At 59.5% G+C, this 18,378-nt stretch carries 19 protein-coding genes; all 19 read left to right on the top strand.

What is annotated here, in order from left to right; all coding sequences use genetic code 11:
* The first annotated feature begins 8 nt into the window (after nucleotides 1-8).
* The 19 genes from J3P95_RS17855 (at nucleotide 9) to J3P95_RS17765 (ending at nucleotide 18,292) form a co-directional block, all read left to right on the top strand.
* On the top strand, nucleotides 9-1,301 hold the full coding sequence (locus J3P95_RS17855; protein WP_434580283.1) for a motility associated factor glycosyltransferase family protein: 1,293 nt from the start codon (nucleotides 9-11) through the stop codon (nucleotides 1,299-1,301).
* Nucleotides 1,298-1,567 (top strand): hypothetical protein, encoded by a 270-nt coding sequence (locus tag J3P95_RS17850; protein WP_434580284.1) that lies wholly within the window; start codon nucleotides 1,298-1,300, stop codon nucleotides 1,565-1,567. The genes J3P95_RS17855 and J3P95_RS17850 overlap by 4 nt, the downstream gene beginning before the upstream one ends.
* A gap of 253 nt (nucleotides 1,568-1,820) precedes the next feature.
* A complete protein-coding gene (locus tag J3P95_RS17845) occupies nucleotides 1,821-2,672 on the top strand; it encodes a flagellin domain-containing protein (protein WP_434580286.1) in 852 nt (283 codons plus the stop codon).
* A gap of 72 nt (nucleotides 2,673-2,744) precedes the next feature.
* Nucleotides 2,745-3,110 carry a flagellar protein FlaG gene (locus J3P95_RS17840; RefSeq protein WP_434580287.1) on the top strand — a complete coding sequence of 122 codons (366 nt, stop codon included), beginning with the start codon at nucleotides 2,745-2,747 and terminating at the stop codon, nucleotides 3,108-3,110.
* Nucleotides 3,111-3,190: 80 nt separating this feature from the next.
* Entirely contained in the window at nucleotides 3,191-4,627 is a 1,437-nt protein-coding gene (gene fliD, locus J3P95_RS17835; protein ID WP_434580288.1) for a flagellar filament capping protein FliD, read from the top strand.
* A gap of 129 nt (nucleotides 4,628-4,756) precedes the next feature.
* On the top strand, nucleotides 4,757-5,152 hold the full coding sequence (gene fliS / locus J3P95_RS17830) for a flagellar export chaperone FliS (protein WP_434558103.1): 396 nt from the start codon (nucleotides 4,757-4,759) through the stop codon (nucleotides 5,150-5,152).
* 11 nt (nucleotides 5,153-5,163) lie between these two features.
* Complete coding sequence (locus J3P95_RS17825) at nucleotides 5,164-5,460, top strand: flagellar protein FliT (RefSeq protein WP_434558102.1); 297 nt, start codon at nucleotides 5,164-5,166, stop codon at nucleotides 5,458-5,460.
* A gap of 173 nt (nucleotides 5,461-5,633) precedes the next feature.
* A complete protein-coding gene (locus tag J3P95_RS17820; RefSeq protein ID WP_434558101.1) occupies nucleotides 5,634-7,109 on the top strand; it encodes a sigma-54 dependent transcriptional regulator in 1,476 nt (491 codons plus the stop codon).
* 111 nt (nucleotides 7,110-7,220) lie between these two features.
* Nucleotides 7,221-8,429: a sensor histidine kinase gene (locus J3P95_RS17815; RefSeq protein ID WP_434558100.1), complete on the top strand. Its 1,209-nt coding sequence runs from the start codon at nucleotides 7,221-7,223 to the stop codon at nucleotides 8,427-8,429.
* A gap of 5 nt (nucleotides 8,430-8,434) precedes the next feature.
* Nucleotides 8,435-9,823: a sigma-54-dependent response regulator transcription factor FleR gene (gene fleR / locus J3P95_RS17810; protein WP_434558099.1), complete on the top strand. Its 1,389-nt coding sequence runs from the start codon at nucleotides 8,435-8,437 to the stop codon at nucleotides 9,821-9,823.
* A 192-nt stretch (nucleotides 9,824-10,015) separates the two neighbouring features.
* The gene (gene fliE, locus J3P95_RS17805; RefSeq protein WP_305499603.1) at nucleotides 10,016-10,342 is read left to right on the top strand and encodes a flagellar hook-basal body complex protein FliE; all 327 of its coding nucleotides are present in this window, start codon (nucleotides 10,016-10,018) and stop codon (nucleotides 10,340-10,342) included.
* A gap of 15 nt (nucleotides 10,343-10,357) precedes the next feature.
* The gene (gene fliF / locus J3P95_RS17800) at nucleotides 10,358-12,142 is read left to right on the top strand and encodes a flagellar basal-body MS-ring/collar protein FliF (protein WP_434558098.1); all 1,785 of its coding nucleotides are present in this window, start codon (nucleotides 10,358-10,360) and stop codon (nucleotides 12,140-12,142) included.
* Nucleotides 12,135-13,154 carry a flagellar motor switch protein FliG gene (fliG, locus tag J3P95_RS17795; protein WP_007958288.1) on the top strand — a complete coding sequence of 340 codons (1,020 nt, stop codon included), beginning with the start codon at nucleotides 12,135-12,137 and terminating at the stop codon, nucleotides 13,152-13,154. Before fliF ends, fliG begins: the two co-directional genes overlap by 8 nt.
* 7 nt (nucleotides 13,155-13,161) lie before the next feature.
* Nucleotides 13,162-13,992, top strand: coding sequence for a flagellar assembly protein FliH (gene fliH / locus J3P95_RS17790; RefSeq protein ID WP_434580290.1), 831 nt, complete (start codon nucleotides 13,162-13,164; stop codon nucleotides 13,990-13,992).
* Nucleotides 13,982-15,340 carry a flagellar protein export ATPase FliI gene (gene fliI, locus J3P95_RS17785; protein ID WP_434580291.1) on the top strand — a complete coding sequence of 453 codons (1,359 nt, stop codon included), beginning with the start codon at nucleotides 13,982-13,984 and terminating at the stop codon, nucleotides 15,338-15,340. The genes fliH and fliI overlap by 11 nt, the downstream gene beginning before the upstream one ends.
* A gap of 6 nt (nucleotides 15,341-15,346) precedes the next feature.
* Nucleotides 15,347-15,796, top strand: a complete 450-nt coding sequence (gene fliJ / locus J3P95_RS17780; RefSeq protein WP_198797723.1) for a flagellar export protein FliJ — start codon at nucleotides 15,347-15,349, stop codon at nucleotides 15,794-15,796.
* 102 nt (nucleotides 15,797-15,898) lie between these two features.
* Complete coding sequence (locus tag J3P95_RS17775) at nucleotides 15,899-16,204, top strand: STAS domain-containing protein (RefSeq protein ID WP_258648063.1); 306 nt, start codon at nucleotides 15,899-15,901, stop codon at nucleotides 16,202-16,204.
* 5 nt (nucleotides 16,205-16,209) lie between these two features.
* Nucleotides 16,210-17,916 carry an ATP-binding SpoIIE family protein phosphatase gene (locus J3P95_RS17770; RefSeq protein ID WP_434580293.1) on the top strand — a complete coding sequence of 569 codons (1,707 nt, stop codon included), beginning with the start codon at nucleotides 16,210-16,212 and terminating at the stop codon, nucleotides 17,914-17,916.
* A gap of 31 nt (nucleotides 17,917-17,947) precedes the next feature.
* Nucleotides 17,948-18,292 (top strand): Hpt domain-containing protein, encoded by a 345-nt coding sequence (locus J3P95_RS17765; protein ID WP_434558095.1) that lies wholly within the window; start codon nucleotides 17,948-17,950, stop codon nucleotides 18,290-18,292.
* Nucleotides 18,293-18,378: the final 86 nt, after the last annotated feature.

The following is an 18,378-nucleotide window of genomic DNA, read 5'->3' as shown; positions in this document are numbered from 1 at the left end:
GAGACGCCATGAGCGAATTCTTCGAGCGCAATCTTCAGACGATCCAGCAGCGTTGGCCGGCCATGGCCGAGCGCTTGTCGCTTGAGGATATCGGTGGGTTGCAGGCTGATCTGGTGGAAGGCCTCGGGTCAACTTTGAGTATCAACGGCATTCAACTGAGCAGCCGACATGACCGTCTTGCCGAGGCCGACCTGCAAGCCGCCAGTTTTCCCTTGGACGCGCCCGTTGTGCATGTCTATGGAACCGGGCTGGGCGATCTGCAGAACCGCTTGCTGGAGCGGGCGGGGCTCGAAAGGTTATGTGTGCATATCCTCAACGGTTCGGTGTTCGCCTTGGTGTTGCAGGTGCTGGATCAATTGTCATGGCTCGACGACCCGAGAGTGGTATTGCTTTATGCCGGTGATCTGGCGGAAATCCAGTTGCCATTTTTTGCACTGCCCGCCGAGCTGGTGCTGGCCGACGATTACAACGCCAAGATTCGTGATCGATTGATCAGTGAAGTCCATCTGGCTTTCACCAACCGAGAGTTTGACCCCAGGTCCCCTGAGATTGTTGAACGCCTGCAATCCACCTTCAGCCTGGTGCGCGAAGATCGCGATGTTGCCGAGCTGTTCGGCGCGCTCAAGGGGCGTGAGGCGTTCGTCGTGGCTACCGGCCCCAGCCTTGAGCAACATTTCGAAAGGCTGCGCCACCTGAGCGAGCAAGCCGAGCGACCCTTGTTGATTTGTGTCGATACGGCCTACCGGCCGTTGATCAATCACGGCATTCGTCCCGACATCGTGGTCAGCATCGACCAGCGTATCTCGGCGCGTCATCTTCCCCCGGAAAACACCGACGGCATCGCGCTGGTCTATCTTCCGATGGCTGACCCCTCGGTGATCGAGGCGTGGCAAGGGCCGCGCTACGTCGGTTACTCCTCCAGCCCAGTCTATCGCCAGATGCGTGAGCAACTGCACCGGGCCGAACTCCACGTAGGCGGGAGCGTGATTCATCCGGCGGTCGATCTGGCGGTGCAAATGGGCGCTGCGCACATCACGCTTTTTGGTGCTGATTTTGCCTTTCCCAACGACAAGACCCATGCAGGATGGGGCGATGGCGACTTGGGACCGCAGCTAGGGGCGTCCAGGCACTGGGTGCTTGATGGGCATGGCCGACGGGTCAAGACCCAGCTCAACTTCCGTAGCTACCTATGCGAGCTGGAGCGTTTTATCGCCAGGCATCCCCAGGTGCGGTTCTATAACAGCAGTCGAGACGGGGCATTGATTGTGGGCACCGATTTCCACCCGGAATATGCGCAATGACCAAGCTTGAAGTAGTGATCGATGATGCCCGCGAATGCGCGCGCCTGTTTCGTCTTGGGCGAGATGTCGAGGCGGGGCTGGCAATGGTCGCGCTGATCGAATCGGCGCAGCCTCTGGTCGAGCTGATGCCAGGCGATGTCCCCGCGTCGTGGAACAAGCTGCTTGCCTTGATGCTGGATGACCAGCAGGCGCAGAACTGGATCTCGTTGGCCGATTACCTCGAGTATGACTGGGCCCAATTGTTGACCGCTGGTCGGCGCAAATAACTTCCTCGACGCCATTCAACGCTGTCTCGTGCCTCCAGCGCCGTCGCCGGCGTTTCCCTGGCGCCATTTTTTCACCCTCCAGGCGCAGCCAAGTCCTTGATTTACGAGGGGTGGCATCCTGATGGCAAAATTTTTGAAAATTCTGCTAAAGCAAGTTCCGATTACGACGATAACTATTACGAAGGTTCTCTAGGCCACACCCGGCGGTTGCCAGGGCCGGAAGCCGCAGTACCCAACCAACGAGGAATTCGTCATGGCTTTAACAGTAAACACTAACGTCACATCGTTGAATGTTCAGAAGAACCTGAACAAGGCTTCCGATGCTCTCTCCACTTCGATGACCCGCCTGTCTTCCGGCCTGAAAATCAACAGCGCCAAAGATGACGCCGCCGGCCTGCAGATCTCCACTCGTATGACCTCGCAAATCCGCGGTCAGACTGTTGCGATCAAAAACGCCAACGACGGTATCTCCATCGCTCAGACCGCTGAAGGCGCTCTGCAGGAATCCACCAACATTCTGCAGCGTATGCGTGAACTGGCAGTACAGTCGCGAAACGACTCTAACGGTACCGCAGACCGTGCCGCTCTGGACAAAGAATTTGCTCAGATGTCGGACGAACTGACTCGTATCGCCAACTCGACAAACCTGAACGGCAAGAACCTGATCGATGGTACCGCTGGCACCATGACCTTCCAGGTCGGTTCCAACACCGGTGCTGACAACCAGATCACTCTGACCCTGGACAGCGGCTTCGACGCAGCGACCCTGAGCGTGGACTCGGCTACTCTCAGCCTGAGCGCTACCGATAGCGCCATGTCTGAAACTAACTCCAGCGCCGCGATCGATGCAATCGACGCTGCTCTGGCGACTATCAACGCCGCCCGTGCTGACCTCGGTGCTTCGCAAAACCGTCTGACCAGCACCATCTCCAACCTGCAGAACGTCAACGAAAACGCCGCTGCTGCACTGGGTCGCGTACAAGACACCGACTTCGCTGCTGAAACTGCCCAGCTGACCAAGCAGCAGACTCTGCAACAGGCTTCCACTTCGGTTCTGGCCCAGGCCAACCAACTGCCGTCCGCTGTACTGAAGCTGCTTCAGTAATAGCCGGATGAGTTTTAGCGGGGGAGTGCGCTTGCGTACTCTCTCGCTTTTTTCGTTCAAGAGGTGATGGACATGGATATGAGCGTGAAGCTGAACTTGTCTTATCCGGCGGCGAAACCGGCTCCGACAGTTGCCGACAAGCCAGTGGAGAAGCCTCGAACCGAGGTCACCAGCCTGGCATCCGTCAAAGACGCGCCTAAAGATGCAATGGCCGAAAAAGACAAGCTCAAACAAGCGGTTCAGGAAATTGAAAAGTTTGTGCAGTCGGTCAAGCGTAACCTGGAGTTTTCTATTGATGAGCCTTCAGGCAAAGTAGTAGTCAAAGTGATTGCCAGTGGTTCCGGCGAAGTGATTCGTCAGATCCCTAATGAAGAAGTTTTGAAGCTGGCCAATAGCTTGAATGATGCAAACAGCCTGTTGTTCAGCGCGCAAGCCTGACAGCTGGTACGAATTTTGTTGATCGGTTCTTTAGCGTCGCAATCGCCAAAAGATCGCCGACACACTGAAGGGAGTCCCACATGGCAAGTCCAATTCTACCTGGCTTGGGTTTAGGCTCTGGCCTGGACACCGGTGCTATCGTCAAGGCATTGGTGGATTCTGACAAAGCAGCCAAGCAAGGTCAGATTGACCGTGCCACCAAGACTAACACCTCCAATATTTCCGGGATTGGCACCCTGAAATCCTTGTTGGCTACCTTCCAGTCCACGCTGAAAGCCTTAGGCAGCACGAGCACGCCTCAATTCACCGGCGTTGCCGCCACTTCGGCCAACACCAGTGCGTTGACGGTGACAGCGGGCAACTCGGCGGTAAGTGGTACCTACACGGTAGACGTCGCTCAACTGGCCACTTCTTCAAAAGTTGCGACGGCTGCTTTCGCCGGTGGGGCTTCCAGCGCTGTGGCGACCGGTACGCTGACTATCAGCCAGGGCGGTACGGATTACGCCCTTGATATCCCGGCTGATTCGACGCTGCAGTCAGTTCGGGATGCCATCAACAGCAAGTACTCCTCCAGCGGCCTGACCGCCAACATTGTGACCGACAGCTTCGGTTCACGCCTGGTGGTCGGCTCGACTAAAACCGGTGCGGGTAACGATATTTCCCTCAGCGGTATTGCCAGCCTGACGGCTGACGGTTCCGTTAAAATGGTCTCGCCACCGACCGCGAATTCTTCAGGGTCCCTGGGGCTCGCCCAGGACGCCATATTCAAGGTTGACGGCCTGGAGATGAGCAGCAAGACCAACAAGCTGGATAACGTGGTCTCGGGCTTGAGCATGACGTTACTGGTTGAGGACACAGGCCCGACAATCGTTACCGTCGCTACTAACGCTGACGGCCTGAAGGCTTCGATCCAGAAATTCGTCGATGCCTATAACGCCGTTGCAAGGGCTGTGACCTCCCTGACCAAGCCGACGACAGACGCGGAGGGGAATTCGGTCCCGGCGGCCTTGACCGGTGACTCCTTGCCTCGCTCGCTGTTGGCGGCCATTCGCGCGCCTTTGTCTGAGGTCGGTACAGGTGACAAGCTGACTGTTCTTTCTCAGTTGGGTATCACCACCAACCAGACGACCGGAACTCTGGATTTCGACAGTGGCAAATTCACCACTGCGTTGAATGACAAGCAGTTGGGCGGGGAGGTCCAGACACTGTTCGCCGGTGAGAATGGTCTGCTTGAGCGCATGGATAACGCCATTAAGCCGTACACTGAAGGCAAAACGGGTGTGGGGGGCGTTGGCGGCTCAGAGGCCATCCTGACCACTCGCTCCAAGAACCTCGACATCATCAAGACGAAGCTGTTCGAAGATCAGCAGGCGCTGGACCGCCGGATCGAAACCCTTACCGCAGTGCTGACTAAAAAGTACAACGACATGGACACCTTGGTCGGCAAGCTGAAAGCCACCGCCAACAACATCACCTCCATGTTTGAAGCGATGACGGCTCAACAGAAGAACAGCTGATTTCGACCGATGCAAAAGCCCGGCAGCGTTTGACAACGCTCCGGGCTTTCGGCTTTTCGGACTAAAGTTTTTTGACCCGGCGTCGATACGCTGTTTATACGAACCGAAGTTTTTTTGATGAGGTAGAACATGAATCCGATGTTAGCCCTTCGCCAATACCAGAAGATTGGTGCCCAGGCGCAAACCTCCGAAGCAAGTCCCCATCGTCTTGTGCAGATGCTCATGGAAGGCGGGCTGGACCGTATCGCCCAGGCCAAGGGCGCGATGGAGCGTAAGGATATCCCGAACAAAGGCGTTCTGATCAGCAAGGCCATCGGCATTGTTGGCGGCCTGCGCGAAGGCCTGGACCTGGAAAACCAGGCTGGGTCGGTCGCAGAGCTCGATGCCCTTTATGCCTACATGATGAAGCGCCTGGCCGAAGCCAACGCCAAGACCGATCCGAAGATCCTCGACGAAGTTGCAGATCTGCTTCGCACGGTCAAGGAAGGATGGGATGGCATCGCGGCGCCTGGCCCGCAATTCTGAGGAGCACGCTCATGAGTCTTGTCCTGCAGCGAATCGAACAAACCCGTGACGCCCTGGTTGATGCCCTGGCCGAGCGAAATTGGGAAGCCATTGGTCAATTGGACCTGGCGTGCCGTACCTGCATGGAAGACGTCATGAGCGAGTCCGAGGTGGACGAGGCGGCGTTGCGTAATAATCTGGAAGAGTTGCTAGGGGTTTACCGCAACTTGCTGGAAGCGGCGACCGGAGAGCGTCAGGCAATCGTGAATGAGATGGCGCAGATTCATCAGGCACAGAACGCGGCGAAGGTTTATCACCTGTTCGGCTGATTTAATTTTCAGTTAACCCGAACAAACTGCGCCATAAATTTGACTGTGCACGATTTTTTGACTTAACTAGTGGCTGTTTACAGATTTCAGGCGTCTACAGGCATGACAGGTCTGCAAGCGTCTAGCTTGCCCCCAAATTCGGGCACTGAGTTGACTAGGGAAGTTGCTATTGCATGTGGCGTGAAACCAAAATTCTCCTGATCGATGACGATAGCGTCCGCCGCCGCGACTTGGCGGTGATCCTCAATTTTCTTGGCGAAGAAAATCTGCCCTGCGGTAGCCATGATTGGCAGCAGGCTGTCGGCTCTCTGTCCTCCAGTCGTGAAGTCATTTGCGTCCTGATTGGGACCGTAAATGCTCCCGCGTCGCTTTTGGGCTTGCTAAAGACACTCTCAACCTGGGATGAGTTCCTTCCAGTTTTGCTGATGGGCGAAAATTCTTCTCTCGACCTGCCGGAAGATCAGCGCCGCCGGGTACTTTCCACCCTGGAAATGCCGCCCAGCTACAGCAAGCTGCTGGATTCGCTGCACCGCGCCCAGGTTTATCGCGAGATGTACGACCAGGCCCGAGAGCGCGGTCGGCATCGCGAGCCCAATCTGTTTCGCAGCCTCGTCGGGACCAGCCGTGCGATCCAGCACGTGCGCCAGATGATGCAGCAAGTGGCCGACACCGATGCCAGTGTGCTGATCCTGGGTGAGTCCGGCACCGGCAAGGAAGTGGTTGCGCGCAACTTGCATTACCATTCCAAGCGTCGCGAAGCGCCGTTCGTGCCGGTCAACTGCGGTGCGATTCCCGCCGAGCTGTTGGAAAGCGAATTGTTCGGCCACGAAAAGGGCGCCTTCACCGGTGCTATCACCAGTCGCGCCGGGCGTTTCGAATTGGCCAACGGCGGCACGCTGTTCCTCGACGAAATCGGCGACATGCCGCTGCCGATGCAGGTCAAGCTGCTGCGGGTCCTGCAGGAACGTACGTTCGAGCGCGTGGGCAGCAACAAGACCCAGAGCGTTGACGTACGGATCATCGCCGCGACCCACAAGAATCTCGAGACCATGATCGAGATCGGCAGCTTCCGCGAAGACCTCTATTACCGCCTCAACGTTTTCCCAATCGAAATGGCGCCGCTGCGCGAGCGGGTCGAAGACATTCCGTTGCTGATGAACGAACTGATCTCGCGCATGGAGCATGAGAAGCGTGGTTCGATCCGCTTCAACTCGGCGGCGATCATGTCTCTCTGCCGCCACGGCTGGCCAGGCAACGTCCGGGAGCTGGCGAACCTGGTCGAGCGCATGGCGATCATGCACCCCTACGGTGTGATCGGCGTCGCGGAGTTGCCAAAGAAATTCCGCTACGTCGACGACGAAGACGAGCAGATGGTCGACAGCCTGCGCAGCGACCTGGAAGAGCGCGTGGCGATCAACGGCCATACGCCGGATTTCACCAGTAATGCTTTGCTGCCGCCGGAAGGCCTGGACCTCAAGGACTATTTGGGCGGCCTGGAGCAAGGGCTGATCCAGCAAGCCTTGGACGACGCCAACGGCATCGTGGCTCGTGCCGCAGAACGCCTGCGCATCCGTCGTACCACCCTGGTGGAAAAGATGCGCAAGTACGGCATGAGCCGTCGCGAAGGAGATGAACAGGCGGATGATTGACGCCTGTTTTGCAACCGACTGATTTTCAGGCGGTTTTTTTTTCGGCACGGGTATTGCTATAGCCCTCGCAACGTTCCGTTTAACTGACGGTCAGCCAAGCGAGAGAGCACGATGACCCAAGCCGCCCTGATGTCTCCTGTCCCAGAGTCGGGACACATGCCGTCCGCCGAACAGGCTAGTCGTCTTGGACTTGAGCAGGCGTTTTCGCTGTTTAACCAGATGTCCAGCCAGCTGACCGACTCCTACAGCCTGCTTGAAGCCCGGGTCACCGAGCTCAAGGGTGAGCTGGCAGTGGTCAGCGCTCAGCGCATGCAGGAGCTGGCGGAAAAAGAGCGCCTGGCCAATCGGCTGCAAAACCTCCTCGACCTCTTGCCTGGCGGCGTCATCGTCATCGATGCCCTCGGCTTCGTGCGCGAAGCCAACCCGGCGGCCTGCGAGCTGCTGGGCTTGCCGCTGGAAGGCGAGTTGTGGCGACACGTCATCGCCCGTTGCTTCGCTCCGCGCGAGGATGACGGTCACGAAGTCTCCCTCAAGGACGGCCGTCGCCTGTCCATCTCGACTCGATCACTGGACGCCGAGCCCGGTCAACTGGTGTTGCTCAACGATCTGACTGAAACCCGTCACCTGCAAGATCAACTGGCCCGTCACGAGCGCTTGTCCTCCCTTGGGCGGATGGTGGCGTCGCTGGCTCACCAGATCCGTACGCCGCTGTCCGCTGCGTTGCTGTACGCCAGTCATTTGACCGAGCAGCAATTGCCGATGGAGACCCAGCAACGCTTCGCCGGTCGCCTGAAAGAGCGCCTTCACGAACTCGAACACCAAGTGCGCGACATGCTCGTGTTCGCCCGTGGCGAGCTGCCCCTGACCGACCGCGTAACGCCCAGGGCGCTGCTGCAATCCTTGCAGGCTGCGGCGCTGACTCACGTGCAGGGCTTGCCGATCCGCTGGCAGTGCGACAGTCACGTCGGTGAGGTGCTGTGCAACCGCGACACGTTGGTGGGGGCAGTGTTGAATCTTATTGAAAATGCGATCCAGGCCAGCGACGGCGACGTGCGGCTCAAGGTCCATCTATACACACGCGACAACACCTTGCGCCTGTGCGTCAGTGACAGCGGCAGCGGTATCGAGCCGGCCGTGTTGACGCGTCTGGGCGAGCCATTCTTCACCACCAAGACCACCGGGACGGGCCTCGGCCTGACCGTGGTCAAGGCGGTGGCCCGTGCCCATCAGGGAGAATTGCAGTTGCACTCGCGGCCGGGGCGCGGCACGTGCGCGCTGGTGCTCCTGCCGCTGTTTTCCAGTGCGCCAGGGTTGGAGTGAAGGTTATGGCGATCAAGGTTCTGCTGGTCGAGGACGACCGCGCCCTGCGCGAAGCGCTGGCCGATACGCTGCTGTTGGCCGGGCATGATTATGCCGCCGTCGGTTCGGCAGAAGACGCATTGCTCGCCGTGGCCCGTGAACCGTTCAGCCTGGTGGTCAGCGACGTCAACATGCCAGGCATGGACGGCCATCAGTTGCTTGGTTTGCTGCGGGCGCGCCAGCCGCAATTGCCCGTCTTGTTGATGACCGCCCATGGCGCCGTCGAGCGCGCGGTGGATGCCATGCGCCAGGGCGCCGCGGATTATCTGGTCAAGCCGTTCGAGCCCAAGGCGCTCCTGGATCTGGTCGCGCGGCATGCCTTGGGCAGCGTCGCTGTCGAGGGTGAGGGGCCGGTGGCGTTCGAGCCCGCCAGCGCGCAATTGCTGGAATTGGCCGCGCGGGTAGCCCGCAGCGATTCGACGGTGTTGATTTCCGGCGAGTCCGGTACGGGCAAGGAAGTGTTGGCTCGCTATATCCACCAGCAATCCCGGCGCGCCAGCGAACCGTTCATCGCCATCAATTGTGCGGCGATTCCTGACAACATGCTCGAGGCAACGTTGTTCGGGCACGAAAAAGGCTCGTTTACTGGCGCTATCGCGGCCCAGCCCGGCAAGTTCGAGCAGGCCGACGGCGGGACGATCCTCCTCGATGAAATTTCCGAAATGCCGCTGGGCCTGCAAGCCAAGTTGCTGCGTGTATTGCAGGAACGGGAAGTGGAGCGGGTCGGCGCGCGCAAGCCCATCAGCCTGGACATCCGCGTGGTGGCAACGACCAACCGCGACCTGGCAGGGGAAGTGGCAGCGGGGCGCTTTCGTGAAGACCTTTATTACCGACTGTCGGTTTTCCCCCTGGCCTGGCGTCCATTACGCGAGCGCACCGCCGATATCCTGCCGCTGGCCGAGCGCCTGCTGGCCAAACACGTCAATAAAATGAAGCACGCAACGGCCCGGCTGTCTGCCGAGGCGCAGGCTTGCTTGATTGCGTATCCCTGGCCCGGCAATGTCCGTGAGCTGGACAATGCCATTCAGCGGGCATTGATTCTTCAGCAGGGCGGCTTGATCCAGCCCGAGGATTTTTGCCTGGCGGGTCCGGTGGCCTGCGCGCCATTGCCAGCGCTCAAGCCTGTGCCAACGCAGGTCCAGCCGGTCGAAGTGACGGGGGAATCGGCTGGAGCCCTGGAAGACGACCTGCGTCGTCGCGAATTCCAGATGATCATCGACACCCTGCGCGCCGAGCGCGGCCGGCGCAAGGAGGCCGCTGAACGCCTGGGCATCAGCCCGCGTACCTTGCGCTACAAGCTGGCGCAGATGCGCGATGCCGGGATGGACGTGGAGGCTTATCTCTTCGCCAGTTGATGCCTGTCGCCAGGGGCTGGCCAAGCATCAGTGCGAAGCGCTCATGCATGTAACGGTTGAACCGTGTAGCGCCGGATGCGCTCGCGCGCGCATTTGTTTCTGACGGCCATGGAGCTGGCACCCTTGTTGCTAACACCTGTATACCCGCTGAGTAAGTGTCAAAAAAATGCGGGCCGCCAGAGAGAATAGATCATGAGCCAAGGTATTGAATTTAATCGGTTGATGTTGGACATGCGGTCCATGCAGATGGACGCCATGGCCCAGCCTAAATCGGTCGCGGTGCCACAAGTGGCCGGCAGCAGTTTTTCCGACATGCTCGGTCAGGCCGTCAATAAAGTGAACGATACCCAGCAGGCTTCGAACCAGTTGGCCAGTGCTTTCGAGATTGGCAAAAGTGGCGTCGACCTGACGGACGTAATGATCTCTTCGCAGAAAGCCAGTGTCTCGTTTCAGGCGTTGACCCAGGTACGCAACAAACTGGTTCAAGCCTACCAAGACATCATGCAGATGCCGGTCTAAGGAAATTATTGAGTCATGGCAGAAGCAGCCGCTGATAACGTTCCAGCCAAGACCACACCGGTAGACGGCAAGCCGCCGTTGTTCGGTCTGTCTTTCCTGGAAAACCTCTCCGAGATGACCATGCTGCGTCAGGTAGGCCTGTTGGTCGGCCTGGCTGCCAGCGTGGCGATTGGTTTCGCCGTGGTGTTGTGGTCCCAGCAGCCAGACTACCGTCCTTTGTACGGCAGCCTGGAAGGCATGGATGCCAAGCAAGTCATGGAAACCCTGGCTTCTGCCGACATTCCTTACACCGTCGAACCTAACTCTGGCGCCTTGTTGGTCAAGGCCGACGATGTGGCGCGTGCGCGCCTCAAGCTCGCCGCGGCTGGCGTAACGCCGACCGATGGCAACATCGGGTTCGAGATTCTCGACAAGGACCAGGGCCTGGGCACCAGCCAGTTCATGGAAGCGACGCGTTATCGTCGCGGCCTGGAAGGCGAACTGGCGCGGACCATTTCCAGCCTCAACAACGTCAAGGGTGCCCGCGTGCACCTGGCGATTCCGAAAAGCTCGGTATTCGTGCGCGATGAGCGCAAGCCGAGTGCTTCGGTCCTGGTCGAACTGTATTCCGGCCGCTCCCTGGAGCCAGGCCAAGTCGTTGCCATTATCAATCTGGTGGCGACCAGTGTTCCTGAACTGAGCAAGTCGCAAATCACCGTCGTCGACCAGAAGGGCAACCTGCTGTCCGACCAGGCGGAAAATTCCGAACTGACCATGGCCGGCAAGCAATTCGACTACAGCCGTCGCATGGAAGGCATGCTGACCCAGCGGGTGCACAACATCCTGCAACCTATACTGGGTAATGGTCGTTATAAAGCTGAAGTCTCGGCTGACGTAGATTTCAGCGCCGTCGAGTCGACGTCCGAACAGTTCAATCCGGATCAACCGGCGTTGCGCAGCGAACAATCGGTGAACGAGCAGCGTACCGCCAGCAATGGCCCGCAAGGTGTGCCGGGTGCCCTGAGCAACCAACCGCCATCGGCAGCCAGCGCGCCGCAAACCACCGGTGGCGCCACTGCGGCCGCAGGCATGGTGCAGCCAGGCCAGCCGCTGATCGATGCCAACGGCCAGCAGATCATGGACCCGGCCACCGGCCAGCCAATGTTGGCGCCATACCCGGCCGACAAGCGTCAACAATCGACCAAGAACTTCGAACTCGACCGTTCCATCAGCCACACCAAGCAGCAGCAGGGCCGTTTGAATCGCCTGTCAGTTGCCGTGGTGGTGGACGATCAGGTCAAGATCAACGCGGCCAACGGCGAAACCAGCCGTGCGCCATGGACTGCCGACGAATTGGCGCGCTTCACTCGCCTGGTGCAGGACGCCGTCGGTTTCGACGCCAGCCGTGGCGACAGCGTCAGCGTGATCAACGTGCCGTTCTCCCTGGAGCGCGGAGAAGAAATTGCCGACATCCCGTTTTATTCGCAACCCTGGTTCTGGGATGTGGTCAAGCAAGTATTGGGTGTGCTGTTCATCCTGATACTGGTGTTCGGCGTGCTGCGTCCGGTGCTCAACAACATCACCGGTGGCGGCAAGAACAAGCAGCTGGCAGGCTTGGGCGATGTAGAGCTGGGAGGCATGGGCGGCCTGGATGGCGAATTGGCCAACGATCGCGTCAGCCTCGGCGGGCCGCAGAGCATCCTGCTGCCAAGTCCGAGCGAAGGCTATGACGCACAGTTGAACGCCATCAAGAGTCTGGTGGCAGAGGATCCGGGTCGTGTGGCCCAGGTCGTGAAAGAGTGGATTAACGCAGATGAGTGATAATCGAGCCGCTGTTGCCAAATTGTCCCGGGTCGACAAAGCCGCGATCTTGCTGCTGTCCCTGGGTTCGACCGACGCCGCCCAGGTGCTGCGCCACATGGGCCCCAAGGAAGTCCAACGCGTCGGCGTGGCCATGGCGCAGATGGGCAACGTGCACCGTGAACAGGTCGAGCAGGTCATGAGCGAGTTCGTTGACATCGTCGGCGATCAGACCAGTCTGGGCGTCGGTTCCGACGACTACGTACGCAAGATGCTCACCCAAGCCCTGGGCGAGGACAAGGCCAACGGCCTGATCGACCGGATCCTGCTCGGTGGCAACACCAGCGGCCTGGACAGCCTCAAGTGGATGGAACCGCGCGCGGTCGCCGACGTGATCCGTTACGAGCACCCGCAGATCCAGGCGATCGTCGTGGCGTATCTCGACCCGGACCAGGCTGGTGAGGTGCTGGGCAACTTCGACCATAAAGTGCGTCTCGACATCATCCTGCGGGTATCGTCGTTGAACACCGTGCAGCCGGCGGCCCTGAAAGAATTGAACCAGATTCTCGAGAAGCAGTTCTCGGGCAACTCCAATGCTTCGCGCACCACCCTGGGTGGTATCAAGCGCGCGGCAGACATCATGAACTTCCTCGACAGTTCGATCGAAGGTCAACTGATGGACTCGATCCGCGAAGTCGACGAAGACCTGTCCGGTCAGATCGAAGACCTCATGTTCGTGTTCAACAACCTGGCCGATGTCGACGATCGTGGCATCCAGGCACTGTTGCGCGAAGTGTCCTCCGATGTGCTCGTCCTGGCCCTCAAGGGTTCGGACGAAGGCGTCAAGGAGAAGATCTTCAAGAACATGTCCAAACGAGCGGCCGAACTGTTGCGTGACGATCTCGAGGCCAAAGGCCCAGTGCGCGTCAGCGACGTGGAAACCGCACAGAAGGAAATCCTCACCATCGCCCGCCGTATGGCCGAAGCCGGAGAAATCGTCCTCGGTGGCAAGGGCGGCGAAGAGATGATCTAAGGTCGTTATGTCTGCCAAGAGTGATGATTCACCCAGCGACCTGATCCGCGCCCGGGACGTCGGTGGCTTCGACGTCTGGTCGCTGCCCAGCTTCGATCCCCACGTGCCCGAGCCTGAGCCTGCACCGGTGGAAGAACTGCCGGAGATGGAAGAGGTGCCGCTGGAGGAAGTGCAGCCGCTGACCCTCGAAGAAGTCGAGAGCATTCGCCAGGAAGCCTATAACGAAGGGTTCGCCATCGGCGAAAAAGAAGGTTTCCACAGCACCACGCTCAAGGTCCGCCAGGAAGCCGACGTGGCGCTGACGGCCAAGTTGCGGGCGCTGGAAGCGCTGATGCTCAATTTATTCGAGCCCATCGCCGAACAAGACACCCAGATCGAAAAATCGTTGGTCGGGCTGGTGCAACACATCACCCGGCAGGTAATCCAGCGCGAGCTGGCGATTGATTCGAGCCAGATCGAACACGTCATGCGTGAAGCCCTCAAGTTGTTGCCGCTGGGCGTGGGCAACGTGCGGTTGTACATCAACCCGCAGGACTTCGAACTGGTCAAGGCGCTGCGCGAGCGCCATGAAGAAACCTGGCGAATAGTCGAAGACGAAACCTTGCTGCCGGGCGGATGCCGGGTCGAAACCGAGCACAGCCGTATCGATGCGACGGTCGAAACCCGCATCAGCCAGATCATGGCCAAGCTGTTTGACCAACTGCACGAACAGGCCTTGCACCCGGCCCCCGCCGACCTGAGCCTGGAGTTGCCGGACGAATCCAAGGCCGCCGTCATCGTCGATCCGAACGGTGCCGATGTGATAGCCCATGAACTGGACGGCCGCGATGCGCCTTGATCGAACCAGCTTCGGCAAGCGCCTGGGCAGCTACGCCGAAGCCACCGAACTGGCCGGCCAGCCGATCCTGGAAGGGCGCCTGCTGCGCATGGTCGGCCTGACCCTCGAAGCCGAGGGCCTGCGTGCCGCCATGGGCAGCCGGTGCATGGTGATCAACGACGACAGCTATCATCCGGTGCAAGTCGAAGCCGAGGTCATGGGCTTTTCCGGCAACAAAGTATTTTTGATGCCGGTGGGCAGTGTCGCCGGCATCGCCCCCGGCGCCCGCGTGGTGCCCCTGGCCGATACCGGTCGGTTGCCCATGGGCATGAGCATGCTCGGACGAGTGCTGGACGGAGCCGGGCGTGCCCTCGACGGCAAGGGCGGCATGAAGGCCGAAGACTGGGTGCCGATGGACGGCCCGACAATCAACCCCCTCAAGCGTGACCCGATCAGCGTGCCGCTTGACGTGGGCATTCGCTGCATCAACGGATTATTGACGGTAGGACGCGGCCAGCGTCTGGGCCTGTTCGCCGGTACCGGGGTGGGCAAGAGTGTGCTGCTGGGCATGATGACCCGCTTCACTGAAGCCGACATTATCGTGGTGGGGCTGATCGGTGAGCGGGGCCGCGAGGTGAAGGAATTCATCGAGCACATCCTCGGCGAAGAAGGGCTCAAGCGTTCCGTGGTGGTGGCGTCGCCAGCGGACGATGCGCCGCTGATGCGCTTGCGCGCCGCCATGTACTGCACGCGCATCGCCGAATATTTTCGCGACAAGGGCAAGAACGTCCTGTTGTTGATGGACTCGCTCACTCGTTTCGCCCAGGCCCAGCGGGAAATCGCCCTGGCCATCGGCGAGCCTCCGGCCACCAAGGGTTATCCGCCTTCAGTATTTGCCAAGCTGCCCAAGTTGGTAGAGCGAGCCGGTAATGCCGAGAAGGGTGGCGGTTCGATCACCGCGTTTTATACCGTGTTGTCCGAAGGCGATGATCAACAAGATCCGATCGCCGACTCGGCGCGGGGTGTGCTCGATGGCCACATTGTCTTGTCTCGGCGCTTGGCCGAAGAAGGGCACTACCCGGCCATTGATATCGAAGCGTCGATCAGCCGGGTCATGCCGTCGGTCATCAGTGCCGAGCACATGAAACGCGCGCAGCAATTCAAGCAGTACTGGTCGCGCTATCAGCAGAGCCGCGACCTTATCAGCGTCGGTGCCTACGTGCCGGGTGGTGACCGCGAGACGGACATGGCCATCAATCTCTATCCGGCCATGGCGGTTTATCTACGCCAGAGCCTGAACGACAACATCGGCATGGGCGCCAGCGAAGCGCACCTGCAGACCATCTTCACCCCCGTCGCTGGCGCGTAACCGGTCATGGCCACGAGTCGTGCTGCACGCCTGGCGCCAGTGGTGGACATGGCGGAAAAAGCCGAGAAGACCGCCGTCCAGCGGCTGGCTTATTTCCAGGGACAAGTGGCCGTGGCCGAGAGCAAGCTGGCCGACCTGGAGAATTTTCGTCTCGAATACCAAGAGCAGTGGATCGCCCGCGGCAGCCATGGCGTTTCCGGGCAATGGCTGTTGGGCTACCAGGGGTTCCTCGCACAGCTGGGCACCGCGATCGATCAGCAGCGCCAAAGCCTCGTCTGGCACCAGAACAACCTGGAAAAGGCTCGCCAGAGCTGGCAGGAAGCCTTCGCCCGGGTCGAAGGGCTGCGCAAACTTGTACAGCGCTATATCGATGAGGCTCGGCAGCTGGAAGACAAGCGCGAGCAGAAATTGCTCGATGAACTGTCTCAGCGTCTGCCGCGCCATGATCCGTATTGATCATGAAAGCGGAATTCTGTCGGTTGGAGGGTTTGATTCCTTGCTCAGACCTCTACCTGATGCTACACCTTGTACACATATGTCCACGACAAGGAAGTGAATATGTCTGTCGTAACTGAAGTGTCCCCAGATGGACAAAAGCTGACGATCTCGATCAAAGGTCGATTCGATTTTGGCCGACACCAGGAATTTCGTGAGTCTTACGAAAAGCTCAATACGAAGCCTGAGTCCATCGTGGTGGATTTGAAAGAAGCCACTTACCTCGACAGCTCTGCCTTGGGCATGCTCCTGCTGTTGCGCGATCATGCCGGTGGCGACGAGTCGGATATCCGTGTGGTCAACAGCAGCAGCGACGTCAAGAAAATCCTCGCGATTTCCAATTTCGACAAGTTGTTCGATATCAGTTGATTACCATGCAATCGTCGCCGGAGCCGCTGACGATCCTGATTGCCGAAGACAGTGCTGCTGACCGACTGCTGTTGTCGACCATCGTCCGCCGTCAAGGCCATCAGGTGCTCACCGCAGCGGATGGCGCCGAGGCGGTCGAAGTCTACCGGGAGCAGCGTCCGCACCTGGTGCTGATGGACGCGATGATGCCGGTCATGGATGGCTTCGAAGCCGCGCAGCAGATCAAGCATCTGGCCGGGGACCAGCTGGTTCCGATCATTTTCCTCACCTCGTTGACTGAAAGCGAAGGGCTGGCCCGTTGCCTGGAGGCTGGCGGTGACGATTTCCTCGCCAAGCCCTATAACCAAGTGATCCTGGCTGCCAAGATCAAGGCCATGGACCGCTTGCGTCGGTTACAGGCCACGGTGGTCGAACAACGTGACCAGATCGCCCGGCACCACGACTACCTGCTTAACGAGCAGCGGGTCGCCAAGGCCGTATTCGACAAGATCGCCCACTCCGGTTGCCTCAGCGCGCCGAACATCCGTTACCTTCAATCGCCCTATGCCTTGTTCAACGGTGACTTGCTGCTGGCTGCGTTCAACCCGGCTGGCGACATGCACATCCTGCTCGGGGATTTTACTGGCCACGGCTTGCCAGCGGCGGTCGGGGCGATGCCGCTGGCGGAGGTGTTCTACGGGATGACCGCCAAAGGCTACGGCCTGGCGCAAATCCTGCGGGAGATGAATGCCAAGCTCAAGCGCATCCTGCCGGTGGACATGTTCTGCTGTGCGACGCTGTTGTGCCTGAGTTTCCAGCGCTGCACCGTCGAAGTCTGGAACGGCGGCATGCCCGATGGCTACTTGCATGACAGCCTGAGTGGCGCGCGCACGCCCTTGCCGGCCCGGCATTTGCCGCTGGGCGTGCTGACGCCGCAGTTATTCGATGACCGAACTGAAGTGCACCCGATGTCGGTGGGTGACCGTGTATTCCTGTTGTCTGACGGTGTCATCGAAGCCAGCGACCGCGATGATCAGCCGTTCGGCGTAGAGAGGTTGCAGCAGGTGTTTGCGGCCAACCGAGAGCCCGACCGCCTGTTCGAAGATATCCAGCAGGCCCTCGGCGATTTTCGCGGCGAGGCCCGCGACGACTTCAGCATGGTCGAAGTGCGGCTGGTCGCGCCGACGCAACTCAGCCCGCCGCCACCGGTCTATTCCGATAGCGGCCAGTCGAGCCCTCTGGATTGGTCGGTGAGCTTCGAGTTCCGCGCCCAGACGCTCAAGCGTTTCAACCCGATGCCTTACCTGTTGCAGTTATTGCTTGAGGTCCATGGGCTCAGGGGTCAGAGTGGCGCCTTGTATAGTGTCCTGACGGAGCTTTACTCCAACGCACTGGAGCATGGCGTACTGGGGCTCGATTCGAGTCTCAAGCGTGATGCGGCGGGTTTCGCCCGCTATTACACGGAGCGCAGCACCCGTCTGGACGAGCTGGACAGTGGCCATATCCGCGTGCATCTGCACGTCACTCCCCAAGGGGATGGTGGGCGCCTGGTCATTGAGGTCGAAGACAGCGGCGAGGGGTTCGATGTCAGCCGAGTGCTGGCCCGGCCAGTGGACCGTGACCGGTTATCCGGACGTGGTGTAAGCCTGGTGCGCCAGCTATGCCATGAGGCCAGTTGGTCCGACGATGGTCGTAGTGCGCGCGTGGAGTTTTTCTGGGAGGCTCTGGCATAATTAGGGCCATTCTTGATCAAGGAGCGAACAAGTGAGCGAGATTCATCTGGATCGGGACGTGCTCAGCACGTTGAGGGAAGTCATGGAGGACGGGTATCCGGAATTGCTGGATACGTTTCTCAACGATTCCGAAGCACGCCTGCGTGTATTGCTTGAGGCCAGGGATGCCGAACAATTGAGCGCCACCGCCCACAGTTTCAAGGGCAGTAGCAGCAATATGGGCGCCCTGCGCCTGGCTGAACTGTGCGGCGAGCTCGAACAGCGCGCCAAGCAGCCCTCGCTGGGGGGTATCGAGAAACTGGTCAGCGAGATCAACAGCGAATTCACCTATGTTCGCGAGCTTTGCAAGGAAGAGCGCGAAGGCTTCCACTGTTAAAGTCGTTGTTGTTCGGCGCGTTGGCCCATCCCTTGCATTGTCCTGTCTCGACTGCATCAAAGATCCCAGTGCAGCGGAGACCATTT

It is taken from the genome of Pseudomonas sp. Z5-35 (assembly GCF_051131945.1).
Lineage (GTDB): Bacteria > Pseudomonadota > Gammaproteobacteria > Pseudomonadales > Pseudomonadaceae > Aquipseudomonas > Aquipseudomonas marvdashtae.
Note: the sequence above shows the minus strand (reverse complement) of the source record. Positions and strands in the feature narration are given on the sequence as shown.

Coding starts and splice junctions, on each gene's coding strand:
- J3P95_RS17855 (WP_434580283.1), top strand. CDS start 9: ATGAGCGAATTCTTCGAGCGCAATCTTCAGACGATCCAGCAGCGTTGG.
- J3P95_RS17850 (WP_434580284.1), top strand. CDS start 1,298: ATGACCAAGCTTGAAGTAGTGATCGATGATGCCCGCGAATGCGCGCGC.
- J3P95_RS17845 (WP_434580286.1), top strand. CDS start 1,821: ATGGCTTTAACAGTAAACACTAACGTCACATCGTTGAATGTTCAGAAG.
- J3P95_RS17840 (WP_434580287.1), top strand. CDS start 2,745: ATGGATATGAGCGTGAAGCTGAACTTGTCTTATCCGGCGGCGAAACCG.
- fliD (WP_434580288.1), top strand. CDS start 3,191: ATGGCAAGTCCAATTCTACCTGGCTTGGGTTTAGGCTCTGGCCTGGAC.
- fliS (WP_434558103.1), top strand. CDS start 4,757: ATGAATCCGATGTTAGCCCTTCGCCAATACCAGAAGATTGGTGCCCAG.
- J3P95_RS17825 (WP_434558102.1), top strand. CDS start 5,164: ATGAGTCTTGTCCTGCAGCGAATCGAACAAACCCGTGACGCCCTGGTT.
- J3P95_RS17820 (WP_434558101.1), top strand. CDS start 5,634: ATGTGGCGTGAAACCAAAATTCTCCTGATCGATGACGATAGCGTCCGC.
- J3P95_RS17815 (WP_434558100.1), top strand. CDS start 7,221: ATGACCCAAGCCGCCCTGATGTCTCCTGTCCCAGAGTCGGGACACATG.
- fleR (WP_434558099.1), top strand. CDS start 8,435: ATGGCGATCAAGGTTCTGCTGGTCGAGGACGACCGCGCCCTGCGCGAA.
- fliE (WP_305499603.1), top strand. CDS start 10,016: ATGAGCCAAGGTATTGAATTTAATCGGTTGATGTTGGACATGCGGTCC.
- fliF (WP_434558098.1), top strand. CDS start 10,358: ATGGCAGAAGCAGCCGCTGATAACGTTCCAGCCAAGACCACACCGGTA.
- fliG (WP_007958288.1), top strand. CDS start 12,135: ATGAGTGATAATCGAGCCGCTGTTGCCAAATTGTCCCGGGTCGACAAA.
- fliH (WP_434580290.1), top strand. CDS start 13,162: ATGTCTGCCAAGAGTGATGATTCACCCAGCGACCTGATCCGCGCCCGG.
- fliI (WP_434580291.1), top strand. CDS start 13,982: ATGCGCCTTGATCGAACCAGCTTCGGCAAGCGCCTGGGCAGCTACGCC.
- fliJ (WP_198797723.1), top strand. CDS start 15,347: ATGGCCACGAGTCGTGCTGCACGCCTGGCGCCAGTGGTGGACATGGCG.
- J3P95_RS17775 (WP_258648063.1), top strand. CDS start 15,899: ATGTCTGTCGTAACTGAAGTGTCCCCAGATGGACAAAAGCTGACGATC.
- J3P95_RS17770 (WP_434580293.1), top strand. CDS start 16,210: ATGCAATCGTCGCCGGAGCCGCTGACGATCCTGATTGCCGAAGACAGT.